16 protein-coding genes and 1 pseudogene are annotated in these 17,514 nt (G+C 65.4%); 11 read left to right on the top strand and 6 right to left on the bottom strand.

Features of this window, described 5'->3' with window-relative positions; genetic code table 11:
* The first annotated feature begins 18 nt into the window (after positions 1–18).
* From MVA47_RS05825 to MVA47_RS05805, 5 genes and pseudogenes are all read left to right on the top strand, one after another.
* Positions 19–1,212 carry an acyl-CoA dehydrogenase family protein gene (locus MVA47_RS05825; RefSeq protein ID WP_247207055.1) on the top strand — a complete coding sequence of 398 codons (1,194 nt, stop codon included), beginning with the start codon at positions 19–21 and terminating at the stop codon, positions 1,210–1,212.
* On the top strand, positions 1,209–2,390 hold the full coding sequence (locus MVA47_RS05820) for an acyl-CoA dehydrogenase family protein (RefSeq protein ID WP_247207054.1): 1,182 nt from the start codon (positions 1,209–1,211) through the stop codon (positions 2,388–2,390). The genes MVA47_RS05825 and MVA47_RS05820 overlap by 4 nt, the downstream gene beginning before the upstream one ends.
* Entirely contained in the window at positions 2,387–3,103 is a 717-nt protein-coding gene (locus MVA47_RS05815; RefSeq protein WP_247207053.1) for a FadR/GntR family transcriptional regulator, read from the top strand. The genes MVA47_RS05820 and MVA47_RS05815 overlap by 4 nt, the downstream gene beginning before the upstream one ends.
* On the top strand, positions 3,100–3,894 hold the full coding sequence (locus MVA47_RS05810) for an enoyl-CoA hydratase (RefSeq protein ID WP_247207052.1): 795 nt from the start codon (positions 3,100–3,102) through the stop codon (positions 3,892–3,894). The genes MVA47_RS05815 and MVA47_RS05810 overlap by 4 nt, the downstream gene beginning before the upstream one ends.
* 110 nt (positions 3,895–4,004) lie before the next feature.
* Positions 4,005–5,037: pseudogene (locus MVA47_RS05805) on the top strand (CaiB/BaiF CoA transferase family protein).
* Here MVA47_RS05805 and MVA47_RS05800 read toward each other — a convergent pair.
* The 3 genes from MVA47_RS05800 to MVA47_RS05790 are packed head-to-tail and all read right to left on the bottom strand — an operon-like array spanning position 5,022 to position 8,118.
* Positions 5,022–5,807 carry an enoyl-CoA hydratase/isomerase family protein gene (locus tag MVA47_RS05800; protein ID WP_247207051.1) on the bottom strand — a complete coding sequence of 262 codons (786 nt, stop codon included), beginning with the start codon at positions 5,805–5,807 and terminating at the stop codon, positions 5,022–5,024. The pseudogene MVA47_RS05805 and the gene MVA47_RS05800 sit on opposite strands and share 16 nt — an antisense overlap.
* Positions 5,800–6,933, bottom strand: coding sequence for an acyl-CoA dehydrogenase family protein (locus MVA47_RS05795; RefSeq protein WP_247207050.1), 1,134 nt, complete (start codon positions 6,931–6,933; stop codon positions 5,800–5,802). Before MVA47_RS05795 ends, MVA47_RS05800 begins: the two co-directional genes overlap by 8 nt.
* A gap of 12 nt (positions 6,934–6,945) precedes the next feature.
* Complete coding sequence (locus MVA47_RS05790; RefSeq protein ID WP_247207049.1) at positions 6,946–8,118, bottom strand: acyl-CoA dehydrogenase family protein; 1,173 nt, start codon at positions 8,116–8,118, stop codon at positions 6,946–6,948.
* A gap of 131 nt (positions 8,119–8,249) precedes the next feature.
* Here MVA47_RS05790 and MVA47_RS05785 point away from each other — a divergent pair, with 131 nt between their 5' ends.
* The 3 genes from MVA47_RS05785 to MVA47_RS05775 all read left to right on the top strand — a co-directional run bounded on the left by MVA47_RS05785 (position 8,250) and on the right by MVA47_RS05775 (position 12,265).
* Positions 8,250–9,500 (top strand): Zn-ribbon domain-containing OB-fold protein, encoded by a 1,251-nt coding sequence (locus MVA47_RS05785; protein ID WP_247207048.1) that lies wholly within the window; start codon positions 8,250–8,252, stop codon positions 9,498–9,500.
* Entirely contained in the window at positions 9,497–10,657 is a 1,161-nt protein-coding gene (locus MVA47_RS05780; RefSeq protein ID WP_247207047.1) for a beta-ketoacyl synthase N-terminal-like domain-containing protein, read from the top strand. The genes MVA47_RS05785 and MVA47_RS05780 overlap by 4 nt, the downstream gene beginning before the upstream one ends.
* A gap of 108 nt (positions 10,658–10,765) precedes the next feature.
* On the top strand, positions 10,766–12,265 hold the full coding sequence (locus tag MVA47_RS05775; RefSeq protein WP_247207046.1) for a class I adenylate-forming enzyme family protein: 1,500 nt from the start codon (positions 10,766–10,768) through the stop codon (positions 12,263–12,265).
* 22 nt (positions 12,266–12,287) lie between these two features.
* Here the strand turns inward: MVA47_RS05775 and MVA47_RS05770 are convergent, their stop codons facing one another.
* Positions 12,288–12,908 carry a cysteine hydrolase gene (locus MVA47_RS05770; protein ID WP_247207045.1) on the bottom strand — a complete coding sequence of 207 codons (621 nt, stop codon included), beginning with the start codon at positions 12,906–12,908 and terminating at the stop codon, positions 12,288–12,290.
* Positions 12,909–13,073: 165 nt separating this feature from the next.
* On the opposite strand from MVA47_RS05770, the gene MVA47_RS05765 reads away from it, so the two are divergent.
* On the top strand, positions 13,074–13,328 hold the full coding sequence (locus MVA47_RS05765) for a hypothetical protein (protein WP_247207044.1): 255 nt from the start codon (positions 13,074–13,076) through the stop codon (positions 13,326–13,328).
* 28 nt (positions 13,329–13,356) lie between these two features.
* Here MVA47_RS05765 and MVA47_RS05760 read toward each other — a convergent pair whose 3' ends face one another.
* Positions 13,357–13,938 (bottom strand): TetR/AcrR family transcriptional regulator, encoded by a 582-nt coding sequence (locus MVA47_RS05760; RefSeq protein WP_247207043.1) that lies wholly within the window; start codon positions 13,936–13,938, stop codon positions 13,357–13,359.
* Between the two features lie 29 nt (positions 13,939–13,967).
* Positions 13,968–14,969: a Rieske 2Fe-2S domain-containing protein gene (locus tag MVA47_RS05755; protein WP_247207042.1), complete on the bottom strand. Its 1,002-nt coding sequence runs from the start codon at positions 14,967–14,969 to the stop codon at positions 13,968–13,970.
* Positions 14,970–15,500: 531 nt separating this feature from the next.
* On the opposite strand from MVA47_RS05755, the gene MVA47_RS05750 reads away from it, so the two are divergent.
* Together MVA47_RS05750 and MVA47_RS05745 are read left to right on the top strand one after the other, a co-directional pair.
* Positions 15,501–16,496: a thiamine pyrophosphate-dependent dehydrogenase E1 component subunit alpha gene (locus tag MVA47_RS05750; protein WP_247207041.1), complete on the top strand. Its 996-nt coding sequence runs from the start codon at positions 15,501–15,503 to the stop codon at positions 16,494–16,496.
* A complete protein-coding gene (locus MVA47_RS05745; RefSeq protein ID WP_247207040.1) occupies positions 16,493–17,491 on the top strand; it encodes an alpha-ketoacid dehydrogenase subunit beta in 999 nt (332 codons plus the stop codon). Before MVA47_RS05750 ends, MVA47_RS05745 begins: the two co-directional genes overlap by 4 nt.
* Positions 17,492–17,514: the final 23 nt, after the last annotated feature.

Here is a 17,514-nt window from a genome sequence, read left to right as displayed (position 1 = left end):
TTTGCGAGGAGTTGACGGATGACCGTAAGACAACCGGCTTCGGGGGTGCACCGCGACGATGTGGCACAGACCGTGCAGGATTTCATCGCGGCCAACGACCCGACCACGATGTCGCCGGTCGAGTTCCTCGGCCGCCGCTTCGACGCGGGGCTGGCCTGGGTTCACGCACCTGTCGGTTCTGGTGGGCTCGGCTGGGACCGCGGGCTGCAGGCCGACGTCGAACAGGCGATGGAAGACGCGGGCGCCGAGCCGGCCGACATCAAGCGTAACCCGATCGGACTGGGGATGGCGGCCCCGACGGTGCTGGCACACGCCTCACCTGCACTGAAAAAGCGGCTCCTGCGCCCGCTGTGGACCGGCGAAGACATGTGGTGTCAGCTCTTCTCCGAACCGGGAGCCGGATCCGACCTCGCGGGTCTGGCAACCCGGGCCGTCCGCGACGGTGACGAATGGATCATCAACGGACAGAAGGTCTGGACCACGTACGCGCACATCTCCGCATGGGCGATGCTGCTCGCGCGCACCGATCCAGCCGCACCCAAGCACAAGGGCCTCACCTACTTCTTGCTCGACATGTCGACCCCGGGCGTCCGCGCGCGGCCCCTTCGCCAGGCGACCGGGCAAGCCGACTTCAACGAGGTCTTCCTGGACGACGTCCGCATCAGCGATGCCTACCGCATCAGCGAACCGGGGGCCGGATGGTCCACCGCTCGCACCACTCTTGTGAACGAGCGGGCGATCATCGGCGGCAACGAGCCCAGGCGCGAGGACGGTCACATCGGCCGACTCACCGAGATGTGGCGCAGCCGACCGGAATTGCGGACCGCCGAACGATTCGGCGCGGTGGTCGACGCCTGGATCCGCGCCGAGGTCGCACGGCTGTCGAACGAACGGACACGCCAGTTGATGGTGTCCGGCGAACCCGGCGTCGAGGGGTCCGGCGCCAAGGTCACCGCCGCCACCAACAATCAGCTCGTCACTCGGTTGCTCGCACAGCTCGATCCGTCCGCCGCCCTCGACTACGACGACTGGTCGATCGACCACGACGCTCCCGTCCGGCCGGAGACCTTCCACTATGTGCGGGCGCGGGCCAACACCATCGAGGGTGGCACGAGCGAAATCCTTCTCGGTCAGATAGCCGACCGCATCCTCGACCTCCCTCGCGAGCTCAAGCTCGATCCAGACCTCCCTTGGCAGGACATCCCGAAATGACCATCACCACTCCCCCTCCGGTCCCGATGGTCGAAGACTCGACCGCCCAGGATGTCCGGGCCACGCTCCGCTCGCTGCTGGACGCTCGGTGCACACCCGCGTTCCGACTCGAATTCGTCAACCGCGGTGCCGATTTCGATGAGGCGCTGTGGACGGCGATCTCGCAGGATCTCGGTTTGGCGGGTCTGCTCGTTCCCGAGGACCTCGGCGGCGCGGGCGCATCGGTTCGCGAGAGTGCGGCGGTCCTACTCGAACTCGGTCGCTCGCTGGCACCGGTGCCGTACCTCTCGAGTGCGGTGATCGCGACCACCGCACTTGTGCGGTGCGCACGCTCGGGGTCATCGGCCGCGGCAGAACAGGCCGCCCACCTCGCCGACGGGGCGATCGCCGCCCTCGCGGTCCCCGCCACGCGGTCGTTCGGCGCCATTGCCCAGCCGACCGTGCAGGCAACCGGGTCGCCCGACGGGCCGGTTGAGTTGTCCGGCAACGTATCCCAGGTCATCGGCATTGCCGGCGCAGGTGCCTTCATCGTGCCGGCCTGGCTCGGTGACGCGCGAGTCCTGACCGTGGTCGGCTCCGACATCTCGAGCGTCGCCACCACCCGGCGAACCGGCATCGACAGCACTCGCCCCGCCAGTGACCTGGTGTTCAGCGGCGTTCGCGCCACGGTCGTCGCCACGGGAGAGACGGCCGACGACGCGGTGACATCCGCACTGGAGACCGGCGCGGCGCTCCTGGCGTCCGAGCAGGTCGGCATCGGCGAGTGGGCTCTCTCGCAGGTCACCGAGTACCTCACGGTCCGCCATCAGTTCGGTCGTCCGATCGGTTCCTATCAGTCGCTGCGGCATCGCGCCGCGCAGATGTGGATCAATATCAATCATGCGCGGGCGGCGGCGATCTATGCGGCTTCCACGGCGGCCGACTCCACCGCGGACCATGCGGTGGCCGCGGCGCTGGCCGAATCCTATTGCAGCGGTATTGCGTTGCAGTTGGTCGAGGATGCGTTGCAGATGCATGGCGGGATCGGTTTCACCTGGGACCATCCGCTGCACCTGTACCTCAAGCGGGCGTTCGCGGACACCGTGCTGCTCGGCGATGCCCAGACGCACAAGCGCACACTCGCCCGCCTGATAGATCTCGCCGAACCGGGTACCGCTACCGCTACCGCCGCATCATGAACGTCGAGAATGTGCGATCGCGCACCCGCGCCGCCGAGATCGCCCGGCGCATCGAAGACGAGGTGATCGCCGACGGTTGGCGGGTGGGTGCAGCCCTCGGATCCGAGACCGCCTTCATGGAACGATTCGAGGTCGGCCGGTCGGTGGTGCGCGAGGCGTTCCGGATCCTCGAGAGCCGCCACGTCGCCAAGCCGCGCCGCGGTCCCGGCGGTGGGCTGGTGGTCACCGCGCCCGAACGATCGGCCGTGCTCGACCAGGCCTCGCTGTTCCTGGAATACGACGGGTTCGCCGCAGACGACCTGTTCCAGATGATGGAGATACTCGAAGTTTCCGCAGTCGAACAGGTTTCGGCGATCATTGATGCGGACGGGTTGACTCGAATGCGGGAGATACTGGCCGCGGAGGTCAACGTGGGAGACCTTCGGTTCGAACCGGTGACCGTCTACACCGAACTCGCGCGGCTGTCGGGCAACCCCGTACTGTCGCTGTTCATCCACATCGGCACCAACCTGGCACGTACCCACGGCGTCCGACCTTCAGAGGGCGAACTTCAGTGGATACACCAACACAGCGTCGAACTGGTCGAGGCCCTCGAAGCCGGCGATACCCTCGCAGCGGTCCGCAGCGTCCGTCGACGCCTGCGTGGCATGAGCCGCCGGCAATCGGTCTCGTCCCACCGGATCCCATCCACCTCGTCGACAGGAGAGTCATGACATCCGAGAACCTGGTTCTCGTCGAGCAGATCGGCACCAGCCGCCTCATCACGCTCAATCGCCCTGTGGCCCGAAATGCGTTGTCCCAGGCTCTGAATCGAGAGCTGGTCGACGCCTTGGCGGCAGCTGACTCCGATGATTCGACGGCGGTCATCCTGCTGGCGGGCGCGGGAGGGGCGTTCTGCGCAGGAATGGACCTCAAGGAGCTGGCCGAACACGGGTTCGCCGGCCCAGACGAAGTCGAGAATTGCATCGAGGGGGTCTCCCGATGCCGCACACCGGTGATCGGGCTGGTCGACGGTCCCGCGGTGACCGGCGGTTTCGAACTCGCGTTGGCCTGCGATCTGCTGATCGCCTCGGAAAACGCACGTTTCGCCGACACCCATGCGCGGGTCGGCATCGTGCCCGGGGGCGGACTCACCGCCCGACTCGTCGAGGCGGTCGGTGTCCGGCGCGCCAGACAGATGAGTGGCACCGGTCGCTACATCGACGCCGCAACCGCACTCGACTGGGGCCTGGTCAACGAGGTCGTGGAATCGGCCGGTTTGCGCGAACGTGGACTCGTTGTGGCCGAGTCGTTCACCGCCACCGACCCGGCCACTCTCGCCGAGATCTGGCAACTCTACGATGCGGTGTCAGCGGACCAGATCGCGCGGGCCGTCGAACGCGAAGCGCAGGTCAACAAGGCTTGGACAGCGCAAGCGCTTGCCCTCGCCGAGAGCACCAGAGCGGTGATCGAACACGGTCGCGCACAGAACAAGACCGCGGCACAGAGCAAGGATTCGCATTGACACCGGCCTCGGTGGGCGTCGACCACGCCACCGGCGCGGCGGGTACCGGTCCGCTCGCCGGCCTGAAAGTGGTGGAGCTGGCCAACATCGGCCCCACCGGGCACGCGGCCATGGTGCTCGCGGATCTCGGTGCCGACGTCGTGCGGGTGCAGCGTCCAGGGGGCGACGGAACGCCCACGCACATGCTTCGCGGTCGCCGGCTCCTCACCGCTGATCTCAAGGATCGGCTCGCGATCGACGACGTCAGCGCACTGGCCACCCGGGCCGACGTCCTGATCGAGGGATTTCGGCCCGGGGTGGCCGAACGGCTTGGTCTCGGGCCAGACGAATTGCTCACGCGCAACCCGCAATTGATCTATGCCCGGCTGACCGGCTGGGGGCAGGATGGACCGCGCAGCAGGACCGCCGGCCATGACATCAACTTTGTTGCACCCACCGGCATACTGCACTCGATGGGACCGGCCGATTCGCGTCCGACCCACCGCTGAACCTGATCACCGGATTCGCCGGGGGATCGATGTTTGCTGTGACCGGCATCCTGTCCGCTCTGTGGGAACGCACTTCATCGGGGCAGGGACAGGTGGTCGACATCGCAATGGCCGAAGGCGCGCTGGTACTGAGCCAGCAGGCGTGGGCACTTCGTCCGAGTGGCTACTGGTCCGATACCCGGGGAACCAACATGGTGGATGGCAGCTGCCCGTTCTGGGACACCTACGAGTGTGCCGACGGGCGCTACATGGCGGTCGGAGCGTTTGAGCCACACTTCTATTCACGGTTTCTGGCTGCGCTCGACATCGACGAGGCCACCGCACCTCCGTACGACGACCGGACAGCGTGGCCGGCTCTGCGCTCGATGATCGCCGAACGGTTCTCGGCCAGGACACAGGACGACTGGGCACAGTTCTTCGCGGCCGTGGATTGCTGCGTCACGCCGGTACTCGGTTTTGCCGACGCACCCGACGACCCCCAGTTCCGGCACCGCAAGTCGATCGTCGAGGTCGCCGGGGTGGCCCAGCCGCCGCGGCGCCGCGCTTCTCACGAACACCGACACCGCCTCCGGCCCTGCCCGTCCCGGAGGAATCGATCCGGTCCATCTGGGCCACGGCCGACCGACCGGGACGCCGACGTCAGTTCCCGGTGTAGTTCGGGGTGCGCTTGTCCCGCATCGCCGCGATCGCCTCGGCGGCGTCATCGGTGCTCACCAGGACCGCGTAGTGCGACGACAGCAGATCAAGCGCGGTGTCGAGGTCGGACCGCGATGCCTGATCGATGGAACGCTTCATCACCCGCACGGTGGTCGGTGCGTGTTTGGCGATCGACGCGGCCAGCGCACGTGCGGCCGCGGGCAGGTTGTCACTGTCGGCCAGGCTGTTGACCAGACCGATCCTCTCTGCCTCGACGGCGTCGATCGCTGCGCCGGTCAGCAGCATCTCCATCGCCTTGCCCCGGCCCACGATCCGCGGGAGGAAGTAGGCGCCCCCGGCACCGGAGGTCAGACCGATCGAGACGTACACCTCCGAGACCCGGGCACTGCGCGACATCACTCGCATGTCGCACGCCAGGGCCAGGTCGAGTCCGGCACCCTGGGCATGTCCGTTGATCGCCGCGATGATCGGCTTGTCGCACGAATCGATCGCCCTGATCAGCTCGTGGACGTGTTCGTGCAGCTGATGTTTGCGCTGCAGCGGGGTCAATTCGAGACCGGCGAACTCACGCGTGTCCATGCCCGAGCAGAACGACCGGTCGCCACTGCCTGTGATCACGATGACGCGCACGGCATCATCGGTACCGGCTCGCCGGATCACCTCCGTCATCGCATCGACCATCGCGAAGGTGAAGGAGTTCCCCCGATCTGGCCGATCCAACGTCAACGTGCCGATGTGATCGTCGACCTGCCACTGGTGGTCAGCCATTGCGCAAGCCTTCCGACGCGCCATCGGGGTCGAGACCGACCGATGCGGTCAGTACGTCCCACGGATCGTCCGACGCCAGGAGCAGTTCCCCCAGCCTCTGAGACCATCGGCGGGGTGACCCGAACTCGGCGATCGCGCTACGGGCCCGAGTGGTGTGCAACCACAGTTCGTGTTCGGCCGTCACCCCGATCGCGCCATGGAGTTGATGGGCGGAGTTGACGACCTCATCGACGCAGTGCCCCAGCGTCACCTTGGCGACGGCGACGGCGAAATCGGTCTCCACGCTTGCAAATCCCGTATCGGTGGCCGCTGCCACCGCCAGTGCCACCGAGGCTCGGGCCTTGTCGAGCGACCCGGCCATCGCTGCCAGTTGGTGCTGTACCGATTGGAACTTGCTCAGACTGCGCCCGAACTGCTCCCGGCCGCGGGTGTGGGAGACAGTCAGTTGCATCGCCGACTGCAGACTTCCCAGCGTCTGTACGCTCCGGGCCCACGCACCGCGGCGGATCAGTTCGCAATACGCCGATTCGGACAACGCTGCGCCTTCGTCCCGGCTCATCGCGACCTCGATGCGCCCGCGTGGCTCACCGGCCAGGTTGTCGGTGGTGGTGAGCGGTTGCGCGGATGGATCGATCACCCCGACCGATCGGCGTCCGTCGTGGTCGAGCACCGCCAGCACGGCCGCGCAATCCCCGGCCCACGGCACATCGTCCACGGTAGCTCTCAGCACGTCACCCTCGGCAATCGCAACACCGAAACCGATTGTCAACGCCCCTGTTTCGGGAACCGTCAGGGCGGTCTCGGCCGCAAGCCACGCCCCCAGCAGATCGGTCTCGGCAACCGGGACCGGGCAGGCGAAGCCCGCGAGCTCTCGAAGAACGACGGCAGCCTGTGCGGGCCCGGCCTCGAGCTCGGCCGTGGTCGTCAAGCGGCTCAGACCCGTTTCTTCGAGGTTCGCCCAGAGCACTTTGTCGATGCCGGCCGGTCGACCACGCCGACCGGTGAGTCGGTCGCGCGAGCGGGCACCGAGATCGGCGACGAGTTCCCTCAGATCTGCGTCGGCCTCCTCCGATGATGTGTCGCCGAGCCCGGCCATCGCATCCCTTCCAGTGTCCACCGTGGTCATGTCCACACTCCTTTACCGAAGGCCCAAACCGCGGGCGATGACACCGCGCAGTACCTCGTTGGTCCCTCCACGCAGCGTGAACAGCGCCTGATGCAACCGCGCGTCTCGCAGCAACTCGGCGATCTCGGGCGTCGGCGCACGACCGGTGTCGGCCTCGACGTCGTCGAGGAGCCGGGAGACGAGATCAACCGAATCCTGTTCGAACCTCGTACCGAGATCCTTGACGAGGGCGGCCTGGTTCGCAGGTGAGTCGCCTGCCTCGAGCGCCCGCGCAACAGCTGTCGACAACTGCCGCAGGGCGATCACCCGCGACCCCAGATCTCCGACTGCTGCGGTGATCGACGGCGACGGCGAGAAATCCCCGGCGCTCAGCCAGCCGATCACCGCCAGCAGGAGAGGCATCGTGGAGAGGAATCGCTCCGGGCCGCTGCGCTCGTAGGACAATTCTGCGGTCACCTGGTGCCATCCGTTGCCGACCTCACCGAGAACCTCCGAGTCGGGAACGAACACGTCAGTCAGCGCGACCTCGTTGAAGTGGTGCTCACCCGACATCAGTTCGATCGGGCTGATGTCGACGCCCGCGGCGTCGGTCGGGACCAGGAACTGGCTGAAACCCTTGTGCCGCGCCTCGGGATCAACCGGCGTGGTCCTGGCGAGGACAACCACCATGTGCGCGTGATGTGCGCCGCTCGTCCACACTTTCGTGCCGTTGATGATCCAGCCACCCTCGGCCCTGGTGGCCTTGGTTTTCACCGCAGCCAGATCGGAACCGGCACCGTGCTCGCTCATCCCGATCGCGGAATAGAAACGGCCACTTGCTATCTCGGGCAAGATCCGGGTTTTCTGCTCTTCGGTGCCGAATCGGAGCAGGGTAGGCGCCACCTGCCGGTCGGCCACCCAGTGCGCCGCCACCGGCGCGCCCTGGGCAAGCAGCTCTTCGGTGACGACGTAGCGGTGCAGATGTTCACTGCCGCGGCCACCGTAGTTCTCGGGAATCGTCAGACCCAGCAGGCCGGCCTCGCCGAGCCTGACGCTGAAATCCGGATCCCAGCGCGACAACCACGAGTCGACGGCGGGCTTCCAGCCGAACTCCGCACGGTCTGCCGCGAGGAACTCGCGGATCCGGCCGCGAACGGCGTCGAGCTCCTCGTGATGCATACCCAGTAGGGCAAACGAACCGCTCATGTGGATCCCTCCCGGGCACCGACGCCCATACGCTGCGGACCAAACGCACAGTTGCCCCTAATCAGCTAACTATATACCCTATTAGAAAGTCGTTGGGCCACACTGGCGCACATCGGATGAATGGCGAAACCTTGAGTGAGATCGTAGCGATCGGGACGTACCTGCCGCCGTGGACCAAAGCTGGGAAACGGGTTCGCGGTCCGGACGAGGACGCGGTCACCATGGCCGTCGCGGCCGGCCGCGCGGCCGACCCCGCACGCCACGCGCAGCGCGTTGTCATCGTGTCCCGGAACATGCCGCTCATCGAGGGCGGTAACGCCGCGGTGCTGCTGGCCGGCCTCTCACTCGACCCCGACGTGCCGATCACCGAGGTTCTCGGAGGTGCCCCTGCGGTCCTCGACCAGGTGACGTCGGCTGATCCGCATACGCTGATCATCGCCGCCGACGATTCGCAGACAACAGCGGCCGCCGGAGCGGTACTGACCGGGACCTCACCCGCGGGCACCCGACTGGTTGCCGTGGGTGGGCAAACCCGCAACCTTCCGGTGGTGATCCGCACCGACCAAGGCGAACGCCACGAGTACGCAGACCCGCGATTGCAGCGTGAGGTCGGTGTCAAGGCCACGGTCGCTCGGCTCAGCTCAACCGGGCAACAGGACCTGGTGGTGGCCGCCGTCGCCGGAGTCAAGGCCGCACATGTCGGCGGTGCCTACAAGAAGGCCCCGATCAACGATCCGAGTGCCGGGGCGAGCGCTGCCATCCGGGTACTCGCGGAGGCTGTCGAGTCCGGTCAGCCGGGCCTGATCCTGGCCACCGAGCAGTCGGTTGCCGCCAGCGCCACGCTGCACCTGGGCGCCACCACAGCGGTGGTCACGCGCGACGAGACCCTTTCCGGGGAATTGCCCAAGGCGATTGTCGCCCCGGGGATCGGGATCCCGATCTCCCTGGCTGCCTACTCGCGTGCCTTCGAGCCGAAGCTGCGTTGGGAAGCAGCGATCTTCCCCGGCGACGACGAACCTGTCTTCCCGCCGCGTCACCGGGTCGACGATGCGGGAACGCTGCAGACCGAGTACACCCTGCAGCCACTTCCCCGCACGGGCGAGGTGTACACCCACACGACCATCGAGATCCCGGTGCCCGATCTGCCCAGTCCGTACACGATCGCATTGGTTCAGCTCACGGACAGTCCGGTGCGCGTGCTCCTGAAGGTCACCGCAGCAGTCGCCGGTGACATCGAGATCGGCCAGTCCGGCGCGGTGGTGCTGCGCCGCGTCGCCATGCGCAGCGGCGTCCCCGACTACGGATACGCCTTCTGGCCCGGCAGGTCCGCCGAACCCACAACCGCGGCTCTGGCTGCCGCGACCGAAGGAGCACGTCAATGAGGAAAGTTGCGATCGTCGGCGCCGGGATGACGCCATTCGCCGAGCATTTCGACCTCGGCATCAAAGACCTCATCCCGATGGCGTACGCCGAGGCCGCGTCCAACGTCGACAAAGGGCTCAGCAAGTCTGACATCGAGGCTGCCTGGTTCGGTGAGCTCGCCACCACCGACGGCTTCCCGTCGGGCATCCTCGCCGACACCCTCGACCTGACCGACATCCCGGTGACCCGCGTGGAGAACGCGTGCGCCACCGGAAACGACGCCATCCGCAACGCCACGCTCGCCATCGCGTCAGGGCTCTACGATGTGGCGCTTGTCGTCGGCGCGGACAAGGTGCGCGAGACGGCGTCGAACACCACGTTCTGGGAATGGGCCGCCATGACCCGCGACAATGCGTGGGACTACCCCCTCGGCCTGGTGGCGCCGGCGAATTTCGCATTGCACGTGACGCGGTATCTCCACGAATCACCGGCCACGAAAGAACACATGGCGATGGTCGCGGTCAAGAACCATTTCCACGCCGTGAACAACCCGAAGGCTCAGCTGCGCTACGAGATCACGGTCGAGCAAGCGTTGGCGGCTCCCACGGTTGTGGCGCCGTTCGGGCTCTACGACTGCACACCGCAGAGCGACGGCGCAGCGGCGGTCATCCTGGCCTCCGAGGATGCCGTGGACCGGTTCACCGATCGCCCCGTATGGGTACGTGGCGTCGGCCTGGGGATGGACCGGGTGATGCACCAGCACAAGAAGGACATGACCACCTTCCCGCCCACCGTCAAGGCTGCCAAGGCCGCCATGACGATGGCCGGTGTGACCCCCGCCGACATCGATGTCGCCGAAGTCCACGACTGCTTCACCGGCGTGGAGTTGATCAGTTACGAGGACCTCGGCTTCGCGAACCGCTTCGAGGCGTACAAGCTGGTCGAGTCACGCGAGCACTATGTGGGCGGATTGATCCCGATCAACCCGAGCGGCGGACTGAAGGCGAAGGGCCATCCGCCTGGCGCCACCGGTGTGGCGCAGTGCTACGAGCTGTTCAACCAGCTGCGTGGCGAATCGGAGAATCAGGTCGACGGTGCTCGAATTGCACTTGCCCACAACATCGGAGGACCGACCGCGGTGTCGGCCGTGACCATCTTGTCCAACGAACGAGGCTGACCCCGGCTTTCGGTCCGGTATCAGGTTCGCGACAAACAGTTTAATCGTCTAGCTCTTTGGTGTAGCGTCGGACTCTGCACATCCGAAGGGCCATCGAAAGGGTCAAGCGTGTCGATCTCACTCCTGTTGGAAATGGCCACGTCCGCGAATCCGGATCGGACCGCGGTGGTCGCCGACGAGTTGAGGTTGACCGTGTCCGAACTGGCGACGGTCGCCGCCGGTGGCGCCGGCGTGATCACGGAGTCCGGCGCCCAGCATGTCGTGTACGTGGGCACCGGCGGCGCCCACCTACCGTTTCTCCTGTTCGCGTCCGCGCAGGCCGGCATTCCGTTCACGCCGCTCAACTACCGGTTGAGCGCCGAGGGCATCAACAGCCTCATCGCGCGCCTGACCGACCCGCTGGTCGTGGTGGACCTCGAATACCGAGACATGGTCGATGTCCCCGCAGGACGCCTGCTCGATTCCGAGGAGTTGCTCGACCGTGCTCACACAGCCGAGCAGTTCAGCACGTTTGTCGACCCGGACGACCTCGCGGTGGTGCTGTTCACCTCCGGCACCACATCGCGTCCCAAAGCGGTTCAGCTCTCTCACAGCAACCTCACCAGCTACGTCATGCAGACAGTCGAGTTCGACAGTGCTGCACCGAACGACGCTGTTCTGATCGCCGTTCCGCCCTATCACATCGCCGGGGTCGGGGCGGCACTGTCGAACATCTACAGCGGACGCAAGATGGTGTACCTGCGCCGGTTCGATCCCCAGGAATGGATTCGTCTCGTCCGGCAGGAGGGCGTCACCACCGCCACGGTGGTACCCACGATGCTCGACCGGATCATCAGCGCCTTGGAACAGCGCCCGGCGGAGCTGCCCACACTCCGCAACCTCGCCTACGGTGGCGCGAAAGTCGGCCTGCCACTGGTCCGCAAGGCGCTCTCACTGCTTCCCGATGTCGGTTTCGTCAACGCATACGGTCTCACCGAGACGAGTTCGACCATCGCCGTCCTGACCCCGGACGACCACCGAGCGGCCCTAGAATCGTCCGACCCTGCCGTCGTCGCGCGACTGGGTTCGGTCGGCAGGCCGGTACCCGGTATCGAACTCGAGATCCGCACCGCCGACGGCGAGGTCGCCGCGCCTGGCGAACCGGGCGAGTTGTTCGTCCGTGGCGAGCAGGTGTCGGGCAAGTACGACGAGATCGGGTCGGTGCTCGACGACCGGGGTTGGTTTCCCACCAAGGACATCGCAACTCTCGACGCCGACGGCTATCTGTTCATCACCGGTCGGTCCGACGACACCATCATCCGAGGCGGTGAGAACATCGCGCCTGCCGAATTGGAGGACGTGCTCGTCGAGCACCCGCACGTACACCAGGTGGTCGTCATCGGCGTCGAGGACCCGCAGTGGGGTCAGAGCATCGTCGCGGTTGTTGTGCCCGAGCCCGGGAGCGAGCCGGACGGCGAGGAACTGCGGGCATTCACACGCAAAGCGCTCCGCGGTTCCCGCACCCCCGACCGGGTAATCTTCCGAGACACGCTCCCCACCACGGCGACCGGAAAGATTTTACGTCGCACCTTGATTCAGGAGTTGAGCCCGGTCACCGGGAACGCCTGACGCACACGGGCGACACAGCCCGTCACAGGCGCGCGCCGGTCCCGGCCCACTGTCCGATCAACTCGCCGGTGGTGGTGATCCTGCCCATCAGGGCAACGGTGTTGCGCAAGACCTGCTCTCCGTACTCCGGCGGGGTCCCCGCCACCGCGTCGCGAGGCACGACGATGCCGAAGCCGGCCTGCGACAGGTCGCCGACGGTGTGCGGAATCGCCAGGTTCAGCGACACCCCGGCGAGGACGACGGTCCGCACACCGCGCCCGCGCAGGACCGGGATCAGTTCGGAGTCCGATGTCGGGAACAGCCCGTGGTGGCGCGGGATCACGAGGTCGCCGGCACCGTGCAGTTCCGGGATGACGACAGTGGGCTCCGCCCCTGGTGTCCAGTCGCGCGTTGCCGGTCCCATGCTGCGCCACACCCCTGCCGTGCCCGACGGCTCCCCGCCCAGTGGACCTTCGAAGGTGGCATGCACCACGGTGGCGCCGGCCCGTCTCGCGGTATCGAGCAACAGCCCGATCGCCGGTATCAGATGTGCCGAATCACGTTGCAAGTCCGGCAGTATCGAGCCCTCGCCCAAGATTCCCTGCTGGCATTCGATACACACCACCGCCGAGGTACGTGGATCGATCGCCGGCAATTGCGACATGTGATCAGCCCTTTCTGAATTCCCCGGCTCCCGGCGAGTCAGCCCCGGAACGTCGGCGATTCGACCGTACACCCGGATTCGGCACAGTTGTCAAACACTTCGATTTCGATTGAATCACTTGATCATTCGTTAGAATAGAGGAAAATCTCACTGTAGGAGAAGCGCATGAACGACGACCTCTTGCGCGCTCCCATCGAGCAGCGGACGATCATGTTCACGGCGGAGTCCAACCGGGTGGCAGTCGTCTCAGAGGGTGCGGCGACCACGGTGCAGGGCGCCGACTACGCTCAGATGTACCACTTTCTGTTCGAGTTCGACGGGGATCTCATTGTGCGCCTGTGGGAGTTCAACGACACCCATCAAGCGAGCAAGGTCTTCGCCCTCAACAGCGAAGGTAAGGTCCCAGAACGAGATCGGTGACCGCTCGCCCGCACAACACCGACGACAACTACTCCACACCCAGCATTCGCTCGATCAGTTCGGCGACCGCATCGACGGTCACGTCGTCCGAGGCCACCGGGGCGTCGGTGCTGTGCATGAGCAACCACGAACGTTCCAACATCGCCATCGTTGTCATCCCGATGCTCGCCGAAGACGACCGGAACGGCCTGAGCGCATCTTTGGCCATTCGATCGCCGAGGGCTGCCGCGGTGCGTCGCTGAAGTTTTGCCACAGACCGGCGAAAGGACGGATCTGCGGGCGCATCCTCCACCGAACGGATCACAAACGCGCCATGGCGGTCCAGGTACTCGAAGTAGCGGACCACCCACTCGCGAACAGGCACGCCGTCACCGAACGACTCGGCGATCGTCATCCCCTCCTTGTACGTCACCGTTCCGAGTTCGATGAACAAGGATTGTTTGTCGGGGAAGTAGTAGTAGAAGTTGCCGCGGGTGACCTCGGCGAGAGTGGTGATGTCCCGGATACTGCTGCCCGAGAAACCTTTACGCGCAAAAGACGCGCGGCCCGCATTCAGGATGGCCTCCCGCGTGAGGTCTGATTTACGAACCCGCACGTTGTCCTGTCGCATTCTCACCCCCTGTACTCGCGGTGTGCCGGTCAGGAAGAGCCTGCCACCGACATGTCCGCCACCTCGTCATGTTCCGGGTAGAAGCTACTCGCCCACCTGCGCAACTGCCGGAACCCGGCGGCTTCGGACGGTGCGAGCCCGGGTGGATCCATGTAGACCTGGTGATTCCAGATCGCGATGTCGTCCGGCAGGGCCATCTTGGCTACGGCGACTCGCTCGGCGTAGTCGCCTCCGCGGTCGATCCAGTACGTGGCGAAGATGTCGGAGGTGGATGCGTCGACCGGAGTAGAGCAGATCGAGATGACGCGGACACCTTCCTTGGTCTCTTCGCCGTTGAAGCTGACACCGATGCCCGACCAGTAGATCTCGATGGTGTTGAGGGTGTCCTCCGGACGGTCTTCGCCGACAACCCACCGTCGCCCGAACCCGACCTTGGCCGCCCAGGTGCTCTCGTCGGTTTCTTCACGCAGTACGACCGGGCTGATCGGTGTGTGGTGGACAAAGCGGAAGTGATGGGGGTCGACCGCGTTCTCGGCGATGACCTGAGGATGGACACGAACGCGTTCGAATCGGGTTCGGCCGGCGTCGTCGAGCGGATGGTAGGAACGTTCTCTCACGTGGTCTCCGAGCACATCTTTCCACTCCGGTAGCTCCCACATCGGCGGGCGGGCGGCCGCATCGTGCCAGATGTAGATCGAGTCGTTCTTCTCCGTGACCGGCCACGACCGAACCTTTCGTGCACGGTTGGGCTTCGTCTCGTAGGGGATTCGGACGTTACGCCCCTTGCCGTTCCACACCCAGCCGTGGAATGGGCACTGGATCCCGTCTTCGACAACACATCCGCCGAACGCCAGGTTCGCACCGAGGTGCTGGCAGTGCGCGTTCAACACGTGCACAACCCCGTCGAGGTCGCGAAACGCCACCAATTCGCTGGCAAAGTAGTTCAGCGGTTTCACCTCGCCAGGAGCGAGGTCAGTACTCCAGCCGACCTGGAACCAGCCAGTCGGTTGCATGCTCGGTATCTGTCCCATCGCGGACGCCCTTCATTGAGTCGGTGTACTGATCATCGATTTAAACACTTTCGTCAAATTTTTTTGTCGAAAGTGTCAAAAAGAAGACCCGCTGCGCACGACAGCAATACAGGGCAAAGAATCAGATGATTGCACCTTGGGGACCCTTTCCGTCCAACACGTGTGCCCACGATCGATCAACACCAGGCGATCGGCGCTCGGGTAGAACCATTGAGCGACAGTGGTTGCCGATGAGCGCCCGGCCATCGCGCGAGCCCGGCACGCCGCGCCTCCCACGAACCCGTCGCGCTTTCGCAACCGCGATCACCGATGGGACTCGCCCGGCCGCGACAAGTGAGCCGGTCACGAGTACTTGACTTCTATGACCCGGGTCACATAGATTCCACTATGTAATCGATCGATTGATTGATTGCTTGGATCCGCCGGCATCCCGACCGGTAACCGCGCTCTCGGCGCGGTGAGACCCCGTCGAAGGCCGCTCGGTCATGACCGAGCCTCGGTGGTTCCCAGCCCATCTGAGCAGGAGGCACTATGACCACGACCGAATCCGGCGTCGATGTCGACGTCGACACGGCCATCGGTCTGTACCGAACGGCGGTACGGATCCTGGCGTTCGACGAGAAGTATCGCTCGCTGATGTTGAGCGGCGAGATCAGCGGCATGTACTACTCGCCGCGCGGGCAAGAGTTCGCGGCCGCGTCCGTCGCCGCACACCTGCGTGCCGACGATTACGTCGTCACCACCTACCGCGGCCTGCACGATCAGGTCGCCAAAGGCATTCCGCTGCGCGATCTCTGGGCCGAATACCTCGGCCGGGCCACCGGTACCTGCAGGGGCAAGGGCGGGCCGATGCACGTCACCTCGCCTCAGCACGGGCTGATGGTGACCACCGGAGTGGTCGGATCGGGCCTGCCCATCGCAAACGGGTTGGCCCTGGCATCACAGATGCGCGGAACAGACCAGGTCACAGTGGTCAACTTCGGTGACGGTGCCAGCAACATCGGCGCATTCCACGAGAGCCTGAACCTGGCGACCATCTGGAAACTCCCGGTGGTGTTCGTCTGTCAGAACAACAAGTGGGCCGAATACACGCCCCTTGCCGGCGGGACATCCGTGACCGACGTCGCCGACCGCGCGGTCGCGTACTCGATGCCCGGGGTGACAGTGGACGGAAACGATCCGATCGCGCTGTACAAGGCCTCCGCGGACGCCATCGATCGCGCACGCCGCGGCGAGGGCCCTACCCTGCTCGAAGCTGTGACCTACCGGTTCTGCGGGCACAACTTCGGTGACAACGGTGAGTACATTCCCGAAGACGAGTTCGCCGCGGCGCTCGAAGCCGACCCAGTACCCCTGTACCGATCCCGGCTGATCGCCGAATCCATCGCCAGCGCAGCAGAACTCGATGCAATCGACCAGGCCGCTCGCGACGAGGTCGATGATGCTGCCGGCTGGGCACTCGAACAGCCCCTTCCCGACATTTCCGAACTGACCACGGATGTTTACGCAGAGGAGATCGCCCGATGAGTGTCGATACCGTCACCGACCGAAAACTGATGATGGCCGCGGCGATCAACGATGCGCTGGACGTGGCCTTGGGTCTGGACAGCTCGGTGTTCGAGCTCGGCGAGGACATCCAAGATCCGAAAGGCGGTGGATTCGGTATCCACAAAGGCCTCGAGACCAAATACGGGTCCGACCGTGTTCGCCGCACACCCATCACCGAGCAGGCGATCATGGGCGCCGCCATCGGGGCAGCCATCGCAGGGATGCGACCGGTCGCCGAGATCATGCTGATGAACTTCCTGACCGTGGCATCGGATCAGTTGATCAACCATGCCGCCAAATTGCGCTACATGTCCGGCGGCAGAACACCTGTGCCGATCACGGTGCGCACCACCACCGGCGCCGGCGCCGGGTTCGGTGCACAGCATTCGGACATGCTCGAGGCCCAGCTCATCCACACGCCGGGACTCAAGGTCATCGTTCCCAGTACCGCCGCAGACGCCAAAGGCCTTCTGCTGTCCAGCATCTTCGATGACGACCCGTGCGTGTTCATCGAGATGAACAGCCTCTACTTCTCGGCCAAAGACAATGTGCCCGAGGGCGACTACCGCGTACCGATCGGATCGGCCCGGATTGCCCGCGAAGGCACCGACCTGAGCATCATCACCTACGGTCGCCAGGTGGTGGAATCGCTTGCGGTTGCCGAACAATTCGCCGGCGAGGGAATCTCACTCGAGGTGGTCGATCTGCGGTCCCTGCAGCCGCTCGATACGGACACCATTTTCAAGTCGGTGGCCAAAACCCGGCGTGCCGTTGTGGTCCACGAAGCGGTCACCCGCGGCGGCTTCGGCGCGGAACTCTCAGCCCAGATCCACAGTGAGCTCTTCGGTGACCTCGCCGGCCCGGTGGGGCGGGTGGGCGGAGCCAACACACCCGTACCCTACGCGTCGTCGCTGGAACAGCAGTTCCTCCCCGGCAGCCGCATCGAGGCAGCCGTGCGGGCTCTGGTCGGCTGACCGCGACGAGAACGGCGACTTCG

It is taken from the genome of Williamsia sp. DF01-3, assembly GCF_023051145.1.
GTDB lineage: Bacteria > Actinomycetota > Actinomycetes > Mycobacteriales > Mycobacteriaceae > Williamsia.
Note: the sequence above shows the minus strand (reverse complement) of the source record. Positions and strands in the feature narration are given on the sequence as shown.